Below are 16776 nucleotides of genomic sequence, written 5' to 3' on the forward strand. Positions count from 1 at the left end.
AAGCTCCTATAATTATTTAGGATAACTTTTATTAACTAAATTTTTATTTTACAATAAAATATTTTTTTGTCAATAAAATTATTTCTTTAAATGAATTAAAATTTTGCTGTTTTCTAAAATACGCAAACCTAATCCATCAAAGCAAACAAAACTTTAAATATAGCCCAAAATTGTCTTATTTGATAAAAGTTTTTATTGTATTTAAAGTTAAAATTTTATAGAATCTAAGCCAAAAAATTTTATAAAATTTACCAATTTGATTTCTTAAGGATAAAAACTTGTTTGGTGCAATTACAGAAAGTTTTCAAAGTGCGATTAACAAAATTCGCTTTCAAGATGATGAAAAAGCCTTAAAAAGAGCATTAGATGAATTAAAAAAAACTCTTTTAAAATCTGATGTTCATTACAAAGTTCTAAAATCTCTTTTAGAAGAAATAGAACAAAAAACAAAATTAGCCGGAATTGGAAAGGAAAATTTTTTAAACGCATTAAAAGAATCTTTAACACATATCTTAACCGCACCGGGAAATTATGGTTTTATTTTTGCTCCCAAACCCCCAACAATTGTCCTAATGGCTGGTTTGCAAGGAAGTGGTAAAACCACAACCACAGCAAAACTAGCAAACTACCTCAAAAACAAACAAAAAAAAGTTTTGCTAGCTGCGTGTGATTTGCAAAGATTAGCGGCAGTTGAGCAGCTTAGACAATTAAGTTTGCAAGTAGAAGTGGATTTTTTCTATGAAGAAAATAAAAGCCCTATTGAAATTGCAATAGCTGCTAAAGAAAAGGCTATTTCTGGGCTTTATGATGTATTAATTGTAGATAGTGCGGGACGCTTGGCTATTGATGAAGATTTAATGCAGGAATTACAAGGGATTAAAGATTCTATCCAACCTAATGAAATTTTTTATGTTGTAGATAGCCTAAGTGGGCAAGATGGTGTGAAAAGTGCTGCGATTTTCCATGAAAAAATGGATTTAAGCGGAGTGATTTTAAGCAAATTTGATGGAGATAGCAAAGGCGGAATCGCTCTTTCTATCGCACATCAACTCGGAATTCCATTGCGTTTTATTGGGGTGGGAGAGAAGATTCCTGATTTGGAAGTTTTTATCCCCCAAAGAATCGTTGGTAGGCTTATGGGGGCTGGAGATATTCATTCACTAGCCGAAAAAACAGCAGCGATTATCAGTGAAAAAGAAGCAAAAGATATTTCCAAAAAAATCAAAAAGGGTAAATTCACCTTCAATGATTTTCTAGCACAAATGGACAATATCAAAAAAATTGGCTCTATGCAATCTATCATTTCAATGCTTCCGGGGCTTGGAAATATGGCTGGTGCTTTAAAAGATGTTGATTTGGACAATTCCAAAGAAATCAAACAAATAAGAGCAATGGTAAATTCAATGACGCCCAAAGAGAGAGAAAATCCCGATTTATTAAATGGTAGTCGCAAAAAACGCATAGCACTTGGAGCTGGGGTTGATGTAAGTGATGTGAATCGATTCTTAAAACAATTTGAAAATGCCGCAAAAATGGCGAAAAGATTCTCATCAAAAGGCGGAATGAGCGACCTAATGGCTTTGATGAAAGATGCGAGAATGGGAGGTTTAAAGAGATAATCTTTTCTCTTTAAGCATAAGTTTGTCTAAAAAAGAATAAAATTTCATTTTTAGACAGATTTATGTCTGTAAAATTAGATTTATTTTAAGGAGTTTGCTTATGGCAACAGTTATTCGTCTAACAAAAATGGGACGCAAGAAAAAACCATTTTATCGAATCGTAGTAACAGATAGTAGAAAAAAAAGAGATGGGGGTTGGATTGAATCTATTGGCTATTACAATCCTTTGACAGAACCTTCAACTGTGAAATTTGATGCAGAGCGTTTGAAATATTGGACAAGCGTTGGTGCAAAAATGAGCGAAAGAGTGCAGGCAATCACAAAATAATGGTTGAAAAATTCGTTGAATTATATGTCAAAAAAATTGTCAATGAACCTGAAAAAATACAAATTCATAAAAAAGAATTGGACACAAATTTTTATGAAATAGAGATTATCTCTTCTGCACAAGATGCTGGAAGATTAATCGGAAAAGATGGCAAAATGATTAGTGCCATTAAAACCATTATTTCTGGTTTAAAAGCAAAAGATGGGAATTCATACAGAGTGATTGTAAAACCCGAATAATGCTTCAAAAACACAAAATACAAAAAGATTGGGTAAGTGTCGCAAAAATTGGTCGCCCAGTAGGTGTAAAAGGGGAAGTCCTTTTGCATTTATTAACAGACTTTCCCGAAGTTTTGAAAGTGGGCGATACTTATTTTTCGCAAATAGGTGATTTGACAATACAATCCTACAACAAAGAAAACTCTCGCATAAAATTTACTCAAATTAATTCAAGAGAAATCGCAAAACAATTCACAAACCTCATACTCTACACAACACAAGATTTCACCAAAGAACATTGCAAATTAAAAGAAGATGAATTTTTTTGGTTTGAGATTATAGGGAGCAAAATACTTGAATCAGAAGAAATTTTGGGGGAAGTATGCGAAATAGAAAGATTTGGGCAAAAAGATTTCTTATCAATAAAAACTAGCCACGATTTACAAGCCAAAGGATTCCCAAAAAGCTTTCTAGTGCCTTATGAAAAACGCTATATCAAAGAAGTGGATATCCACACAACCCCCAAGATAATCCATACAAATTTTTGTAAAGAAATTTTGGAAAATAGCTAATGCACTTTTCTTTTGTGAGCCTATTTCCGCATTTATTAGAATCGTATTTTAGCGATTCGATTTTGTGCCGTGCTATAAAAAATCAAAAAATTTCTGTTGGATACATAAATCCAAGAGATTTTAGCAAAAATCGATTTTTGAAAGTTGATGATTATCAAGTTGGTGGAGGTGCTGGGCTTGTGCTAGAGCCTTTTGCATTGAGTGATACATTAGAATCTATCAAAAATCAAGATTCCAAAGCACATATTATCTTTTTAACACCTTGTGGGAAAAATTTTAACCACAAAGATTCTAGGCGTTTGGCAAAAAAAGAGCATATTGTTTTTGTTTGTGGGCGTTATGAAGGATTTGATGAAAGATTGATTGAGCTTTATGCAAATGAAGTTTTTAGCATAGGGGATTTTATTTTGACAGGTGGTGAGCTTGCGGCACTTTGTTTGTGTGATAGCATTGCAAGGCAAATTAATGGGGTGCTTGGCAATAGCGAATCTCTAAAGGGCGAGAGTTATGAAGATTTTTTGCTTGAAGCGCCAAATTTTGTCAAACCTCATATTTTTAAAAATTTAAGTATTCCTTCAGAGTATTCAAAGGGAAATCATGCTAAAATTTGCGACTTAAAATTAAAAGCATCAGAGGCAAAAACTAGATTCCATAGATTAGACCTCTATTGGCAATACAAACAAAGGTTAAAAAATGAGAAATAAATACATTCAACATTTTGAAGATGCACAAATGGCAGGAAAAGAGATTCCACAATTTAAAGCTGGAGATACTTTGAGGGTTGGGATTCGTATTTCAGAAGGCGACAAAACAAGAATCCAAAATTTCGAAGGGATTTGTATTTCTTTACGCGGGGTTGGCACAGGCAAGACTTTTACGATTAGAAAAATCGGTGCTAATGGCGTTGGAGTTGAGAGAATTTTCCCTATTTATTCAGAAAGTATTGATAGTATCAAGGTGCTTAAAATCGGTCGTGTTAGACGTGCAAAACTCTATTATCTACGCACTAGAAGCGGAAAATCTGCAAGGATTAAAGAGATTAGAAAATAATCTCTTAGCTTCTGCTTTCATTTTTACTTCAAGCTTCACATCAATACAAAAACTTCCTTATAAAGTTTCTCTATTTCTTTTTTATTATCTTGTGTTTCTATATTTTCCATTACTCCAAGATAATGCTCTAATTCACCATTTTGAATAAGATAATTATACAATGCACAACTTCTTGCTTGGCAGTTGATTGAATTTTTGCCAAACTCAATATCAGTAAAAACATTGTATTTTGATAAATCTATTTTGTGCTCTCTCAATGCTTGGATATAAATGTAATCATAAAACAAGGTTTTAGGCTCATTGGGATATTGCTTGCCTTTGTAATCAAAATAATCCAACTGGGATTGTGGATAAAGCATCAAATAAAGCTTATTTAAATCCCTTTTTGATTTTGTATCCCAAAAACCACTCGCTTTTAGCTGTTGATAAATCTTTTTTGCCTTTTCTTTATCGGTTTTATTGGTTGCATCTAGCCTTATTTCATCATTGAATATTCTTTCTTTGATTTCATCAAATCCTTCACAATAGCCATCACTATTGACAAAAACTTTTGCAGTTTGAAAAATATCCTCGATACAAACGCCTTGCAAAGTGAGATTAAAGGCACTAAGTTGAAACCCTAGCTCTTTATTGGGAGATTTTGTAGAAACTTCCAAAATATTGGAATTAGGGTATTGTTTGAGAATTTCATCGTGTAGAGAACAAATACACTTCTGTTTTTGCCCTATTGCAAATCCACCAAAATAATCAAACTCAAATTCCTTTTCCAAAACTCCATTAGCTTGATTAATAAAACAAAGCTTTTTGCTTCTTGGTTGCTTTTTTTGTCTGCTCATTGCATTATCTCCTTTTATTTTCTAACGCTACTAGAAAGGAATATCATCCAAATCATCATTCATAGGCTAAGAATACTCAATGCGTATGATATATTTTGGATCTATTGATCCTTGATACAATATCTCTGCTTGCTCATAGGTTGGCTCATTGGCTGCTTTATTATATCTTTTTACCTGTTGCTTTCCTCTTGTTGTCTCAAAATACACCACATCATCAAACATTCGCTCTAAATCCGATAATGTCCTACCTTTTGGACATTTAGTAGAAGCAGCGTTGGTTACACAATAAAGCCTATCATTGCTTTCTTTATAAAGGATACTAGCATCGATATAAATAAACGCTCCCCTTTGGATACTTCCCTTCTTCACAAAGCTTTGATAAACATAATTATTGGGATTTGTAATAGAGAGGGAAATATAATCCAATCTCTTATCCCATCTCGCATTATCATTAAATCTAAATTCCATTCCTCTTCTTTGCAAAAAGGCTCTACTAAGCAAACCATTCCTTTTGATAGAAGAGATATTAGCCGCATCAGTAAAATGCACGAGGTATTTTATCCCTCTTTTCTCCAAAAACCTCTTAATTTCTGGATAATAGTTAGTTTGTGGCACCCCATCAAAAGCTTTCTCTTTTAAATTGTCCTTTTTATGATAGGCTTCTTGCTCTTCATTTTTACGATAGTTTTTATTTCTCTTATCCGCTTCAATATCTTTTAAAATCTCTTGCCATCTTTTCTTTTCTTCGGCAGTAAAGGGCTTATAGCTTTTATCTAAACTCTTCTCAATTTCATCTTGAAGATTGCGTCTGTGCTGCTTAACGCCACCAAGATTAAAAATATACAACGCAACAATAACAACAACCACTAAGATTAAAAATTCCATAACAACTCCTTTGATTAAAGTTTTGTATAAAATTCCCTAAATATTTTTTACGATTTTTTATCTATCGTCAATCTCTTTCAAAATCTCTTGCCACCTTTTCTTTTCAGCATCGGTTTTGGGTTTATAGCTCTTCATAATAGACCTTTCAATGTCATTGCGAAGATTGCGTCGAAACTTCTTAATAATACTAAGATTTAAAACATATAATGCAACAATAACACCAACTACCAAGATTAAAAATTCCATAACAACTCCTTTGATTAAAGTTTTGTATAAAATTCCCTAAATATTTTTTACGATTTTTTATCTATCGTCAATCTCTTTCAAAATCTCTTGCCATCTTTTCTTTTCTTCGTCGGTAAAGGGCTTATAGTTTTTCATGATAGACCTTTCAATGTCATTGCTAAGATTGCGTCGAAACTTCTTAATAATACTAAGATTTAAAACATATAATGCGACAATAACACCAACCACCAAGATTAAAAATTCCATAACAACTCCTTTGATTTTTTTAATATTATTTTGCGATTCCATTTGCCTTGCTTGGATATTTTGGTCAATCACTACTCAAATCAGTAATCTTTACTCCAAACTTCCAAATCATATTTATAACCTGTCTCGCTTTTTAACTTTCCATTTTCATCATAAACTTTTAAATTTTCATTTTCATCATAAACTTTTACAATTCCATTTATTTTGTCATCTACAAAAGTAGCTTCCTGTTGTATTTTTCCATTTTCATCATAAAGTTTTTGAATTCCATTTGCTTTATCATCTACAAAAGTGGCTTCCTGATCTATTTTTCCATTTTTATAATAAATTTTTGCAATTCCATTTTTTTTACCATCTTTGTAGGGGATTTCCCTTTGTAGTTTTCCATTTTCATAATAAATTTTTGCAATTCCATTTTTTTTACCATCTACAAAAGAAGTTTCCTCTTTTAATTTTCCATTTTCATAATAAAGTTTTGCAATTCCATTTGCTTTGTCATCTTTATAAGGTGTTTCCAGTAGTAATCCTCCACTTTCATAATAAATTTTTGCAATTCCATTTGCTTTGTCATCTTTATAAGGTTTTTCCAATAGTAATTTTCCACTTTCATAATAAGCCTTTGCAATTCCATTGATTTTTCCATCTTTATAGGGGGTTTCAGTTTTTAATCTCCCCTTTGGATAATATTCTTTTTTAATTGTCACTTTTTTATCCGCATTATTGCTACCAATAGCCCATACTATAACCCCTACAAAAAGTGCTAACGCCAAAATAATTTCCATCAAATCTCCTTCATTGGTTTTGTTTCAAACAAACAGCATGAAATCAAGTTTATAATTCTGCCCCCCCCCCCCCATTAAGATTTGCTTAAATCACCCCCAAGATAATTTTCAAAACTTTCATCAAAAATCTTTTGGATATTTTTACAATGCTAAGGTATAATTATAAAAACTTCCAAATAAGGACAAAAATGACAAATCCTTTGAATCAACCTTCCAACTTCATTAACCGCGAACTTTCTTGGTTGCGATTCAACACTAGAGTTTTAAGCGAAGCCCAAAACAAAGAAAATCCACTTCTAGAGCGTCTAAAATTCATCGCCATTTATGGGACAAACCTCGATGAATTTTATATGGTGCGTGTTGCTGGATTGAAGCGACTATATGCCGCTAGAATCACAGAAAGCGGGGCAGATAGGCTAACTCCAAAAGAGCAGTTAGATGAGATTCGGACTTATTTGAAAAATGAAAAAAAGCTTTTGGAATCTTGCTATTTTGAAATCATTAGTGAGCTAAAAAAACTCGGGCTTTGTATCAAAAATTATGAGGAAGTTGAAGAATCCCAAAAAAAAGAATTGCAAACTTATTTTATGAATCACCTCTATCCCATCGTAGTGCCTATTGCTGTAGATGCCACTCACCCATTCCCGCACCTCAATAATCTTAGCTATGTTTTGGCATTAAAACTTCAAAGCCTTGATAATCCAAATGAAATCAAATTTGGTATGACAAGAATCTCAAGAATGCTTCCGGGATTTATCAAGCTTGGGGATATTTATGTTTTGACAGATAGCATTGTAGCAGAATTTACAAGTGAATTATTTCCGGGTTTTCGCGTGCTAAGCTGGACTGCTTTTAGGGTGACAAGAAATGCAGATATTGAAATAGAAGAGGAAGAAGGCGATGACTTCTTAGCTTTGATGACAGAGGGCTTAAAATCTCGTAGAAAGGGAGAGATTATCCGCTTAGAAATCGGCAAAACTTCAGATAATGAACTCAAAAAATTTATTACAAATTATATCCGCGTTTCTCCTGAAGATATTTATGAATGCGAAGTGCCGATGAATTCAAGCATTCTATGGGAAATTGTGGGGAACAAAAATTTCGCCCAACTTACATTTCCAAACTACACGCCAAAGATTCTACCGCCCTTAGATTCTAATGTAAATATTTTTTCTATTTTAGATACACAAGATATTCTTTCATTCCAACCTTATGAGAGTTTTGACCCCATTGTCAGCTTTATCCAAAATGCCGCCAAAAATCCCGATGTATTTTCTATTCGCATGACACTTTATCGTGTAGGCAAAAATTCACCCATTGTAAAAGCACTCATTGAAGCAGCCGAAAATGGCAAGCAAGTAACTGCCCTAGTAGAGCTAAAAGCAAGATTTGATGAAGAAAACAATCTACATTGGGCAAAAGCCCTAGAATCAGCTGGCGCACATGTAATCTATGGAGTCCCCGGGCTAAAAGTCCATGCCAAAATCGCACTTGTAATCAAAAAAGAAGACAAAGAATTGCGTGAATATGTGCATTTAAGCACGGGCAATTATAATCCAAGCACCGCCAAAATCTACACAGACATTAGCTATATGACTTCCAAAAAAGAATTTACCCAAGATGCAATCAAGTTTTTTCACAACCTCTCTGGATTCTCACACAAATCCAAGCTCAACACGCTTCTTGCAGCACCCTTGCAAATCAAACCAAAGATTTTAGAATTAATCGCTAATGAGGCTAAAATGGGAAGTGAGGGAAGAATTATCCTAAAAGCAAATTCTATCGTGGATACCGATGTTATTTTGGCACTTTATGAGGCTTCTAATGCTGGAGTTAAGATTGATTTAATCGTGCGTGGAATTTGTTGTTTGAAACCAGGCATCAAGGGAGTGAGTGAAAATATCCGCGTCGTTTCTATTGTGGGGAAATATTTAGAACACGCCCGTATTTATTATTTCAAAAATGCAACTCCACAAATCTACTTTGCAAGTGCAGATTTAATGCCTAGAAATTTGGAACGCAGAGTGGAATTAATGACACCGGTATTTGAAAAAAATCTCGCAGATAAACTTTTTGGCATAATTCGCCTCCAAAGTGAAGACAATTCTCAAGCACACGAACTTCAAAGCAATGGAGAATATAAAAAATTAAGCCCTATTGATGGCAAAAAAATCAATAGCCAAAAAATCTTAGAGGACTACACTAACGCAACTTACACTTCATTAAAACGAGAAGAAGAGGAAGTAAAAGCCAAAAAACTCGCACGAAGAATGTTTAGGGAGAACTGATGAAACTTTATGAAACTTTGAAAAAAGCCAAAGAAGCAAAAAACATTCTCTCCCAGCTCCCACACACAATAAGGCAAAATTTCTTAAGAGATTGTGCAAGAAATTTAGAAAACAAAACCCTAAAAATCCTAGAAGCAAACCAAAAAGATTTAAAAAACGCCAAACAATACAATCTCAATTCCGCTATGCTAGAGCGGTTAATGCTCAATGAAAAACGCATTGTTGATATGGCAAATTCCTTAAGAGAAATTGCAGATTTTCCAGACCCTTTGAATAGAATCTTAAGTGGTTTTTGCAATGCAAGTGGTTTAGAGATACAAAAAGTAAGCGTTCCACTTGGCTTAATAGCAATTATTTATGAATCAAGACCAAATGTTACAAGTGATACTGCTGGGCTTTGCTTCAAAAGTGGCAATGTATGTATCTTAAAAGGGGGCAAAGAAGCACAAAACTCTAATGAAGCTATTGTGGAAATTTTCTCTCAAGTTTTACAAACATACAACCTTCCACAAGAAGCGATTGTTTTGCTGCCTAGTATGAAAAATAGAGAAGAGTTAAAAGAGCTGTTGGAGGCTAAAGAATATGTAGATTTACTCATTCCACGCGGTGGAGAAGGATTGATTTCTTTTGTTAGTCAATATGCCAAAGTCCCTATTATCAAGCACGATAAGGGAGTTTGCCATATTTTTGCTCACCATAGTTGCAAAATAGAACAATCCATTGAAATAATCATTAATGCAAAAACTTCACGCCCCAGCACCTGCAATGCTTGTGAAACTTTGCTTATTGATTCTAGCTTTGCAGAGGAATTTTTGCCCAAAGTCGCTCAAGCACTCAAGCAAAAAGATACCATTCTCAAAGGCTGCAAGAAAGCATGTGAGATTCTAAGTCAAAACAATATAGAATGCCAATTAATCCCGCTAGAATCCTATCATATTGAATACAATGAAAACATTTTAAATCTTAGAATCGTGCAAGATTTACAAGAGGCAATCCAACACATACAAACTTTTGGAAGTGGGCATAGTGAGGCTATTTTATGCGAGGATTATAGCATAGCAGAGGAATTTTTAAACAAAATTGATAGTGCGTGTGTTTATGTCAATGCCTCTACGCGTTTTAGCGATGGGGGAGAGTTTGGCTATGGGGCAGAAGTTGGCATCTCGACTTCAAAACTCCACGCAAGAGGTCCAATGGGAGTAGATTCTCTTACAAGCTACAAATACAAAATTCGAGGCAATGGACAAATAAGGAAATAAACTTATTATTGCTTAAAATACAATTGAAGGGATTTTTGTATCTCTTCAACATCATCAAAATGCAACATTTCATCTCCAATGATTTGATATTTCTCATCGCCCTTACCAAGCACCAATAGCACCTCATCATCACAAAGCTCTTTAATAGCTCTCTGAATGGCTAGGGCACGATTCTCTTCTAAGAATACTTTTGATTGTTTATCTTTAGGGATTCCATTGAGAATTTCTTGCATAATCGTTTTTGGATTTTCACTACGCGGATTATCGCTTGTAATATAAATTTTACTTGCGTATTTACTTGCACAATACCCCATTTTAGGTCGTTTTGTCTTATCCCTATCGCCCCCAGCACCAAAGATAACTACAATTTTTTGGTGCAAAAAAGATTGAAAAACCTGCTCCATTCCATCTTGTGTATGTGCAAAATCAACAATAATCAAGGGTTTTTCATTCACAACCTGCATTCTCCCCAAAACTCCGCCAAAATTTTCTAATTTGTCTGCAATCATCTGGAGAGGTGATTTGGTGAGTATTTTCACTGCACCAATAGCAGCAAGGGCGTTATAAAGATTATGTTTGCCAAAAAGATAGGCATTTAGCATAGCTTCTTCCTTGCCATAAGCAATTTGTGCTGTGATTCCCCCTTTTAGACTATAAGCTTTAATGTGAAAAGTTGCATTAGATTCAATTCCATAAGTCATTGTATTTTGCAAAGAATATTGAGCATTTTTCTCATCTTTATTGATAAGTTTTTCATCTTTTGGAGTAGCAAAAAAGGAATTTTTGGTAGCAATATAATTTTCTAATGTTTTATGATAATCAAGATGATCGCTTGTAATATTTGTAAGAATCCTCAAAGCAAACTCTAAGCCCTCAATTCTATTTTGCACGATAGCATGAGAGCTAACTTCCATTACAAAAAATTCGCAATCTTCTTGCCTTGCTTCATTAATAGCTGTATAAACTTCCAGCAAAGATGGCGTTGTAAGCCCTTTTTGACGCTTTTGAATGCCATTGACAAAAAATCCTCTTGTCCCCAATAAGCCAACTTTATAACCCATATCCAAAAGAATAGAATATATCATTGCTGCTGTTGTGGTCTTGCCATTTGTGCCCGTAATGCCAATTAATTTGAGATTCAAATCCAAATATTTTTTCAAATCTTGCGGGGTGATAAAAATCTCAAAACCATTATCTTTGGCTTGTTGAAAATATTTTTGCGAACTTTGAGTAACCAAAAAGGCACAATCTTTTGGATTTTCCCTTGAATCATCACTCAAAAACTTAAAATCACTTGCACCCTTAAGAGCAATTTTCATCAACATTCTCCAGATTTCAAAATTCGTTTATAAATTTTTAGAAAATCCCTGTCCAAAAAAAGAATATTTCCAATATTTTCAAAATAATTAATTGCAATATCTTGAAACCCATAATCAATAAGATTTTGCATAAAAAACAAAAAATCTCCCTTATTTGTAAAAATAATTTTTGTGCTAAACATCAAATCCTCAAAAGCCTCTTTAAATCCAACATTATTCACAACTTTTTGAAAATCTTTGTATAAGATTCCATCATTTTTATCAATATCTGCTTCTTGAATTCTTTGAATTGCAAGATTGAGCATCAGCACATCCCTATCGCAATTTTCAATCATTTTAATAATCTCTTTTGGAGCGTTTTTTGTTTTTTTAATCACTTGATAATATTCATACAAAGCCCTAGCTTCTTCTTGGTGCTCTAATGCCATATCTGCAAGCAAAGTTAGCATTTGCAAAAATGAGAGTTTTTTTACAGGAATGCTAGAATCTTCTTGAATCCCTTGAAGGATTCCATTAGCCAAAGAACAAGCCTCAAGACATTCCAAATACTTCCCTTTTTGAAAAAAATCATTTGCTTTTTTTAGAAATTTTAAAAATTGTTTAGTCAAATCCATTTTAGCCTACATTGATTAATTCAATATCGGGGTGAATCTCATTTTTCAATGCCCTTTCAATCCCAAATTTTAATGTTTGGGAACTACTAGGACAGCCCTTACAGGCACCCTCTAATCGCACATAAACCTTTCCATTTTCTATTTTTAGCAATGTAACATTCCCGCCATCATTAATTAACATAGGGCGAACCTTTTCTATTACCATCTCCACAGGCTTTAAAAGCTCTTGGTCACTAAAGACAAACATTGCCTTCTCCTTGCACTTTTGGTTTTTTTATGTTTTATATTCTATTAATTCTTAAGTTTAGATTATTTTCTACTAATTATTAAAAATTTGCAATATTTATGGAATTTTATTCATTATTGTTTTATAATGCAAATTTGGATTACATAAAGGAAGGGAGTTTGTGCGGAAAGCGCTTAGTATATTTACTACTTTAATAGGAGGATTTTATGCAAAATGATGAAGTAGTGATTCAAAGTTATCTAAAAATAACTTCAGAAAGAAAAAAAAGGAAGAATCCTGCGCGTTGGGATATGTGGCAGAGTATTACAGGGCTAGTTTTAGCGATTTTTATTTTATTTCATATGTGTTTTACTTCCTCAATCCTTTTTGGTGTTGATGCGTTTAATGCCGTGGTTGCCTTTAGTGAAGGTTCATTGATTTTTGGCAAAGGTATTCCACTGCTTACAACATTTGTTGTTATTATCATCAGTGCATTTTTCGTAGCTCACGCATTTTTGGCAATGAGAAAGTTTCCAGCAAATTTTCAACAATTAATGATTTTTAAGACTCATAAATCTTTAATGAAACATTGCGATACTACACTTTGGTGGATACAATTCCTCACGGGTTTTGCGTTATTTTTCTTGGGTAGTGCGCATTTAGTCACTATTCTCTTCAATTCTACCGATATTAATGCTTTAACTTCAGCAGCAAGATTTGTAGAAGGAAACTTAGCAGAATTTTATCTTGTTTTACTTGTAGTAATGGTATTGCATGCAAGCATTGGTTTATATCGCGTGATTATCAAATGGATTCCGCTTGAAGCTTCAACAACTGCAAAAAGCAACATTAAAAGAAGAAATGTGAAAATCGCAGTATTTTCAGTATTTATTATTCTTGGGGTAATTGCATTTATTGCAGATTTCACTTGGATTGCTCTTGGAAAAAGTTTATAGGAGTTTTTATGAAAATAGTATATTGTGATTCATTAGTAATTGGTGGAGGATTAGCAGGTCTTAGAGCTGCAGTAGCCTGTCAAGAAAAAGGATTAAGCACAATCGTTTTAAGTCTTATTCCAGTCAAAAGAAGTCACTCAGCAGCAGCACAAGGCGGTATGCAAGCAAGTCTTGGTAACTCCAAAATGAGCGATGGGGATAATGAAGATTTACACTTTGCTGATACCGTAAAAGGAAGCGATTGGGGGTGCGATCAAAAAGTAGCAAGAATGTTTGTAACAACCGCACCAAAGGCTATTAGACAATTAGCGGCTTGGGGAGTGCCTTGGACAAGAATCAAAAAAGGGGATAGAACTGCAGTTATCAATGCCCAAAAAACAACTATCACCGAAGAAGATTTTAGACATGGGTTAATTCACTCAAGAGATTTTGGAGGGACTAAAAAGTGGAGAACTTGCTACACAGCTGATGCCACAGGGCATACAATGCTTTTTGCAGTGGCAAATGAAGCATTAAAGCACAATGTAGAAATCCACGACAGAAAAGAAGCAATTGCGATTATTCACAAAGATGGTCGATGCTATGGATCAATAGTTAGAGACTTAATCACAGGAGAATTAATTGCCTATGTCGCAAAAGGAACTCTCATCGCAACTGGTGGTTATGGAAGAATCTACAAAGATACTACAAATGCTGTGATTTGTGAAGGAACAGGAACTGCGATTGCTCTTGAAACAGGTGTCGCAAAACTTGGCAATATGGAAGCAGTACAATTCCATCCAACTGCACTTTTCCCAAGTGGAATCTTGCTTACTGAAGGTTGTCGTGGTGATGGTGGAATCTTGCGTGATGTTGATGGATATCGCTTTATGCCCGATTATGAGCCAGAAAAAAAAGAATTAGCAAGTCGCGATGTTGTTTCTCGTAGAATGATTCAAAGAATCCGTGAGGGCAAAGGTGTAAAATCTCCCTATGGAGAACACTTGTGGCTAGATATTTCGATTTTGGGACGCCAACACATTGAGACAAATTTAAGAGATGTGCAAGAAATTTGTGAATGTTTTGCGGGGATTGATCCTGCAGAAAAATGGGCTCCTGTTAAACCAATGCAACACTATTCTATGGGAGGTATCCGAACCAACCACAAAGGCGAAAGTGCATTAAAGGGGCTTTTCTCTGCTGGTGAAGCTGCTTGTTGGGATTTGCATGGCTTTAACCGCCTTGGCGGAAATTCAGTCAGCGAAGCGGTGGTAAGTGGTATGATTATCGGTGATTATTTTGCAGAAAGTTGCCAACAAACTTATGCAGATATTGAAACCAAACTTGTAGAAGAATTTTTGCAAAAAGAGCAAAAGTATCTTGAAGATATTCTTGCCAAAGAAAATGGAGAGAATGTTTTTGAAATCAAAAACAAAATGAAAGAAATAATGGGAGATAAAGTAGGAATCTTCCGAGATGGAAAACATTTGCAAGAAGCTGTTGATGAGTTAGAAAAGCTCTATATTCGCTCAAAAAATATCAGCATTAAAACCAAAAGAATGCACGCAAATCCAGAATTAGAAGAAGCTTATCGTGTCCCAAAAATGCTAAAAATCGCATTATGTGTTGCTAAAGGCGCATTAGATAGAACAGAATCCCGTGGAGCACATAGTAGAGAAGATTTCCCTAAACGCGATGATTTAAATTGGTTAAAACGCACCTTAACTTCTTGGGAAGATCCAAATCAAACCTTGCCAACCATTACTTATGAACCATTAGATATTTCTACAATGGAAATTGCACCGGGATTCCGAGGATACGGAGCTAAGGGAATGATTATTGAAAATCCAGAAAGTCTAAAAAGACAAGAAGAAATCGATAATATTCGCACAAAAATGGAAGCAGAAGGCAAAGATCGCTATGAGATTCAAGAAGCATTGATGCCATTTGAATTACAATCATATTACAAAGCACGCAACCAAAGAATAGGAGATAAACAATGAGTGGAGCAGTAGAGAATAGCAACAGAACATTGACAATTAGGGTACTAAAATTTGATCCAAATAGTGCAATCTCAAAACCACATTTTGTGGAATATAAATTGCAAGAAGCACATTCTATGACAATTTTTATTGTTTTAAATATGATTAAAGAGCAATTTGATCCAGATTTGAGTTTTGATTTTGTATGCCGTGCGGGAATTTGTGGAAGTTGTGGAATGATGATTAATGGACGCCCAAGACTTGCTTGCAGAACTTTGACCAAAGATTTTCCTGATGGCATTATCACACTTATGCCACTTCCTGCATTTAAACTCATCAAAGATTTATCCGTAGATACCGGAAATTGGTTTAATGGTATGAGCAAGCGAGTAGAGAGCTGGATTCATGCACAAGAAAAAAGCGAAGAACATATGAGCCAGCTCGAAGAACGCGTAGAGCCTGAAGTAGCACAAGAAGTTTTTGAGCTTGATAGATGTATTGAATGTGGTTGCTGCATTGCATCTTGTGGAACTAAACTAATGCGTGAAGATTTCGTAGGGGCGGCGGGATTAAATCGGGTTGTTCGATTTATGCTTGACCCACATGATGAACGCACAGATGCTGATTATTATGAATTAATAGGTGATGACAATGGTGTTTTTGGTTGTATGAGCTTACTTGCTTGCCATGATGTTTGCCCCAAAAATCTACCACTACAAAGCAAAATTGCTTATTTAAGAAGAAAAATGGCAACTGCAAAATAATTTTTAGAATCCCTTTTGGGATTCAATGCTTTCTTATTTTTATTAGGATAAAATTCCAGCTTTAGAGAGGTGTCCGAGTGGTTGAAGGAGCACGCCTGGAACGCGTGTAAGGTGCAAGCCTTCGAGGGTTCGAATCCCTTCCTCTCTGCCAGAACTACTTTTCTATCCTTTTATTTTTGTTTCCATTTATTCCACAAACTGCGTAAAATACGATGTTTAATCTATCCTATCTATTCCTAGTGATTTCTATTGATTTGCCTTTATGTTATATCAAAAGTATATATGATAGTATACATAAAAAATTTTGCGGTATACATAAAAGGATACATTATGCAATTCACTAATGACAGGCAACTCAAAGCACTTCCAAAAGACAAGCAGGATTATCACAAAGATTCTTTGGTAAAAAATCATTATGCCAATGTATCGCCAAACAAAAAAGGTGGCAGTATTTCTTTTTATTATAGATACAAAAAGAATGGCAAAATATATAATATCAGTTTAGGTAAATACCCTGCAATCTCTTTAGCAGAAGCAAGAGCAAAAGCAAGTGAATTAAATTTAAAGTTAGAAAGAGGCGAAAATCTACAAATCAATAGTGCTAATA

At 34.4% G+C, this 16776-nt stretch carries 20 protein-coding genes and 1 tRNA gene; 13 read left to right on the forward strand and 8 right to left on the reverse strand.

The window, feature by feature from the left end; translation table 11 throughout:
* Nucleotides 1-278 precede the first annotated feature (278 nt).
* From ffh to rplS, 6 genes are all read left to right on the forward strand, one after another.
* A complete protein-coding gene (ffh, locus tag JJQ98_RS07645) occupies nucleotides 279-1619 on the forward strand; it encodes a signal recognition particle protein (protein ID WP_005023469.1) in 1341 nt (446 codons plus the stop codon).
* Between the two features lie 100 nt (nucleotides 1620-1719).
* The gene (rpsP, locus tag JJQ98_RS07650; RefSeq protein ID WP_040500204.1) at nucleotides 1720-1947 is read left to right on the forward strand and encodes a 30S ribosomal protein S16; all 228 of its coding nucleotides are present in this window, start codon (nucleotides 1720-1722) and stop codon (nucleotides 1945-1947) included.
* Nucleotides 1947-2186 (forward strand): KH domain-containing protein, encoded by a 240-nt coding sequence (locus JJQ98_RS07655; RefSeq protein ID WP_005023473.1) that lies wholly within the window; start codon nucleotides 1947-1949, stop codon nucleotides 2184-2186. The genes rpsP and JJQ98_RS07655 overlap by 1 nt, the downstream gene beginning before the upstream one ends.
* Complete coding sequence (gene rimM / locus JJQ98_RS07660) at nucleotides 2186-2737, forward strand: ribosome maturation factor RimM (RefSeq protein WP_054198631.1); 552 nt, start codon at nucleotides 2186-2188, stop codon at nucleotides 2735-2737. The genes JJQ98_RS07655 and rimM overlap by 1 nt, the downstream gene beginning before the upstream one ends.
* Nucleotides 2737-3441, forward strand: a complete 705-nt coding sequence (gene trmD, locus JJQ98_RS07665; protein WP_005023480.1) for a tRNA (guanosine(37)-N1)-methyltransferase TrmD — start codon at nucleotides 2737-2739, stop codon at nucleotides 3439-3441. The genes rimM and trmD overlap by 1 nt, the downstream gene beginning before the upstream one ends.
* The gene (gene rplS / locus JJQ98_RS07670; protein WP_005023483.1) at nucleotides 3431-3787 is read left to right on the forward strand and encodes a 50S ribosomal protein L19; all 357 of its coding nucleotides are present in this window, start codon (nucleotides 3431-3433) and stop codon (nucleotides 3785-3787) included. The genes trmD and rplS overlap by 11 nt, the downstream gene beginning before the upstream one ends.
* Before the next feature lie 35 nt (nucleotides 3788-3822).
* Here rplS and JJQ98_RS07675 read toward each other — a convergent pair whose 3' ends face one another.
* From JJQ98_RS07675 to JJQ98_RS07695, 5 genes are all read right to left on the reverse strand, one after another.
* A complete protein-coding gene (locus JJQ98_RS07675) occupies nucleotides 3823-4623 on the reverse strand; it encodes a DarT1-associated NADAR antitoxin family protein (protein WP_151105145.1) in 801 nt (266 codons plus the stop codon).
* 66 nt (nucleotides 4624-4689) lie between these two features.
* Nucleotides 4690-5508: a DarT ssDNA thymidine ADP-ribosyltransferase family protein gene (locus JJQ98_RS07680; RefSeq protein ID WP_151105144.1), complete on the reverse strand. Its 819-nt coding sequence runs from the start codon at nucleotides 5506-5508 to the stop codon at nucleotides 4690-4692.
* 57 nt (nucleotides 5509-5565) lie between these two features.
* Entirely contained in the window at nucleotides 5566-5754 is a 189-nt protein-coding gene (locus tag JJQ98_RS07685; protein WP_151105143.1) for a hypothetical protein, read from the reverse strand.
* Between the two features lie 57 nt (nucleotides 5755-5811).
* Entirely contained in the window at nucleotides 5812-6000 is a 189-nt protein-coding gene (locus tag JJQ98_RS07690; protein WP_151105142.1) for a hypothetical protein, read from the reverse strand.
* Between the two features lie 80 nt (nucleotides 6001-6080).
* Nucleotides 6081-6782: a toxin-antitoxin system YwqK family antitoxin gene (locus tag JJQ98_RS07695; protein WP_151105141.1), complete on the reverse strand. Its 702-nt coding sequence runs from the start codon at nucleotides 6780-6782 to the stop codon at nucleotides 6081-6083.
* A 146-nt stretch (nucleotides 6783-6928) separates the two neighbouring features.
* Between JJQ98_RS07695 and JJQ98_RS07700 the strand changes: the two genes are divergently transcribed.
* Together JJQ98_RS07700 and JJQ98_RS07705 are read left to right on the forward strand one after the other, a co-directional pair.
* A complete protein-coding gene (locus JJQ98_RS07700) occupies nucleotides 6929-9070 on the forward strand; it encodes an RNA degradosome polyphosphate kinase (protein WP_281728930.1) in 2142 nt (713 codons plus the stop codon).
* Complete coding sequence (locus JJQ98_RS07705) at nucleotides 9070-10329, forward strand: glutamate-5-semialdehyde dehydrogenase (RefSeq protein WP_151105139.1); 1260 nt, start codon at nucleotides 9070-9072, stop codon at nucleotides 10327-10329. Before JJQ98_RS07700 ends, JJQ98_RS07705 begins: the two co-directional genes overlap by 1 nt.
* Nucleotides 10330-10334: 5 nt before the next feature.
* On the opposite strand, the gene JJQ98_RS07710 is transcribed toward JJQ98_RS07705, so the two are convergent.
* The 3 genes from JJQ98_RS07710 to JJQ98_RS07720 form a co-directional block, all read right to left on the reverse strand.
* Nucleotides 10335-11648 carry a UDP-N-acetylmuramoyl-L-alanyl-D-glutamate--2,6-diaminopimelate ligase gene (locus tag JJQ98_RS07710; protein WP_151105138.1) on the reverse strand — a complete coding sequence of 438 codons (1314 nt, stop codon included), beginning with the start codon at nucleotides 11646-11648 and terminating at the stop codon, nucleotides 10335-10337.
* Entirely contained in the window at nucleotides 11648-12193 is a 546-nt protein-coding gene (locus JJQ98_RS07715) for a hypothetical protein (protein ID WP_247596722.1), read from the reverse strand. Before JJQ98_RS07715 ends, JJQ98_RS07710 begins: the two co-directional genes overlap by 1 nt.
* A gap of 70 nt (nucleotides 12194-12263) precedes the next feature.
* Nucleotides 12264-12509, reverse strand: coding sequence for a NifU family protein (locus JJQ98_RS07720; RefSeq protein ID WP_005023498.1), 246 nt, complete (start codon nucleotides 12507-12509; stop codon nucleotides 12264-12266).
* Nucleotides 12510-12715: 206 nt separating this feature from the next.
* Between JJQ98_RS07720 and JJQ98_RS07725 the strand changes: the two genes are divergently transcribed.
* From JJQ98_RS07725 to JJQ98_RS07745, 5 genes are all read left to right on the forward strand, one after another.
* Complete coding sequence (locus tag JJQ98_RS07725; protein WP_040500211.1) at nucleotides 12716-13444, forward strand: fumarate reductase cytochrome b subunit; 729 nt, start codon at nucleotides 12716-12718, stop codon at nucleotides 13442-13444.
* Nucleotides 13445-13452: 8 nt separating this feature from the next.
* The gene (locus JJQ98_RS07730) at nucleotides 13453-15426 is read left to right on the forward strand and encodes a fumarate reductase flavoprotein subunit (RefSeq protein WP_054195823.1); all 1974 of its coding nucleotides are present in this window, start codon (nucleotides 13453-13455) and stop codon (nucleotides 15424-15426) included.
* On the forward strand, nucleotides 15423-16169 hold the full coding sequence (locus JJQ98_RS07735; protein ID WP_151105136.1) for a fumarate reductase iron-sulfur subunit: 747 nt from the start codon (nucleotides 15423-15425) through the stop codon (nucleotides 16167-16169). The genes JJQ98_RS07730 and JJQ98_RS07735 overlap by 4 nt, the downstream gene beginning before the upstream one ends.
* Before the next feature lie 63 nt (nucleotides 16170-16232).
* Nucleotides 16233-16320 (forward strand) — tRNA-Ser (locus JJQ98_RS07740).
* Nucleotides 16321-16499: 179 nt separating this feature from the next.
* Nucleotides 16500-16776: Arm DNA-binding domain-containing protein (locus JJQ98_RS07745; protein ID WP_210670809.1), on the forward strand; the 277-nt coding region annotated here is incomplete at its 3' end.

The sequence above is a fragment of the Helicobacter pullorum NCTC 12824 genome, from assembly GCF_017979475.1.
GTDB classification, from domain to species: Bacteria; Campylobacterota; Campylobacteria; order Campylobacterales; family Helicobacteraceae; genus Helicobacter_D; species Helicobacter_D pullorum.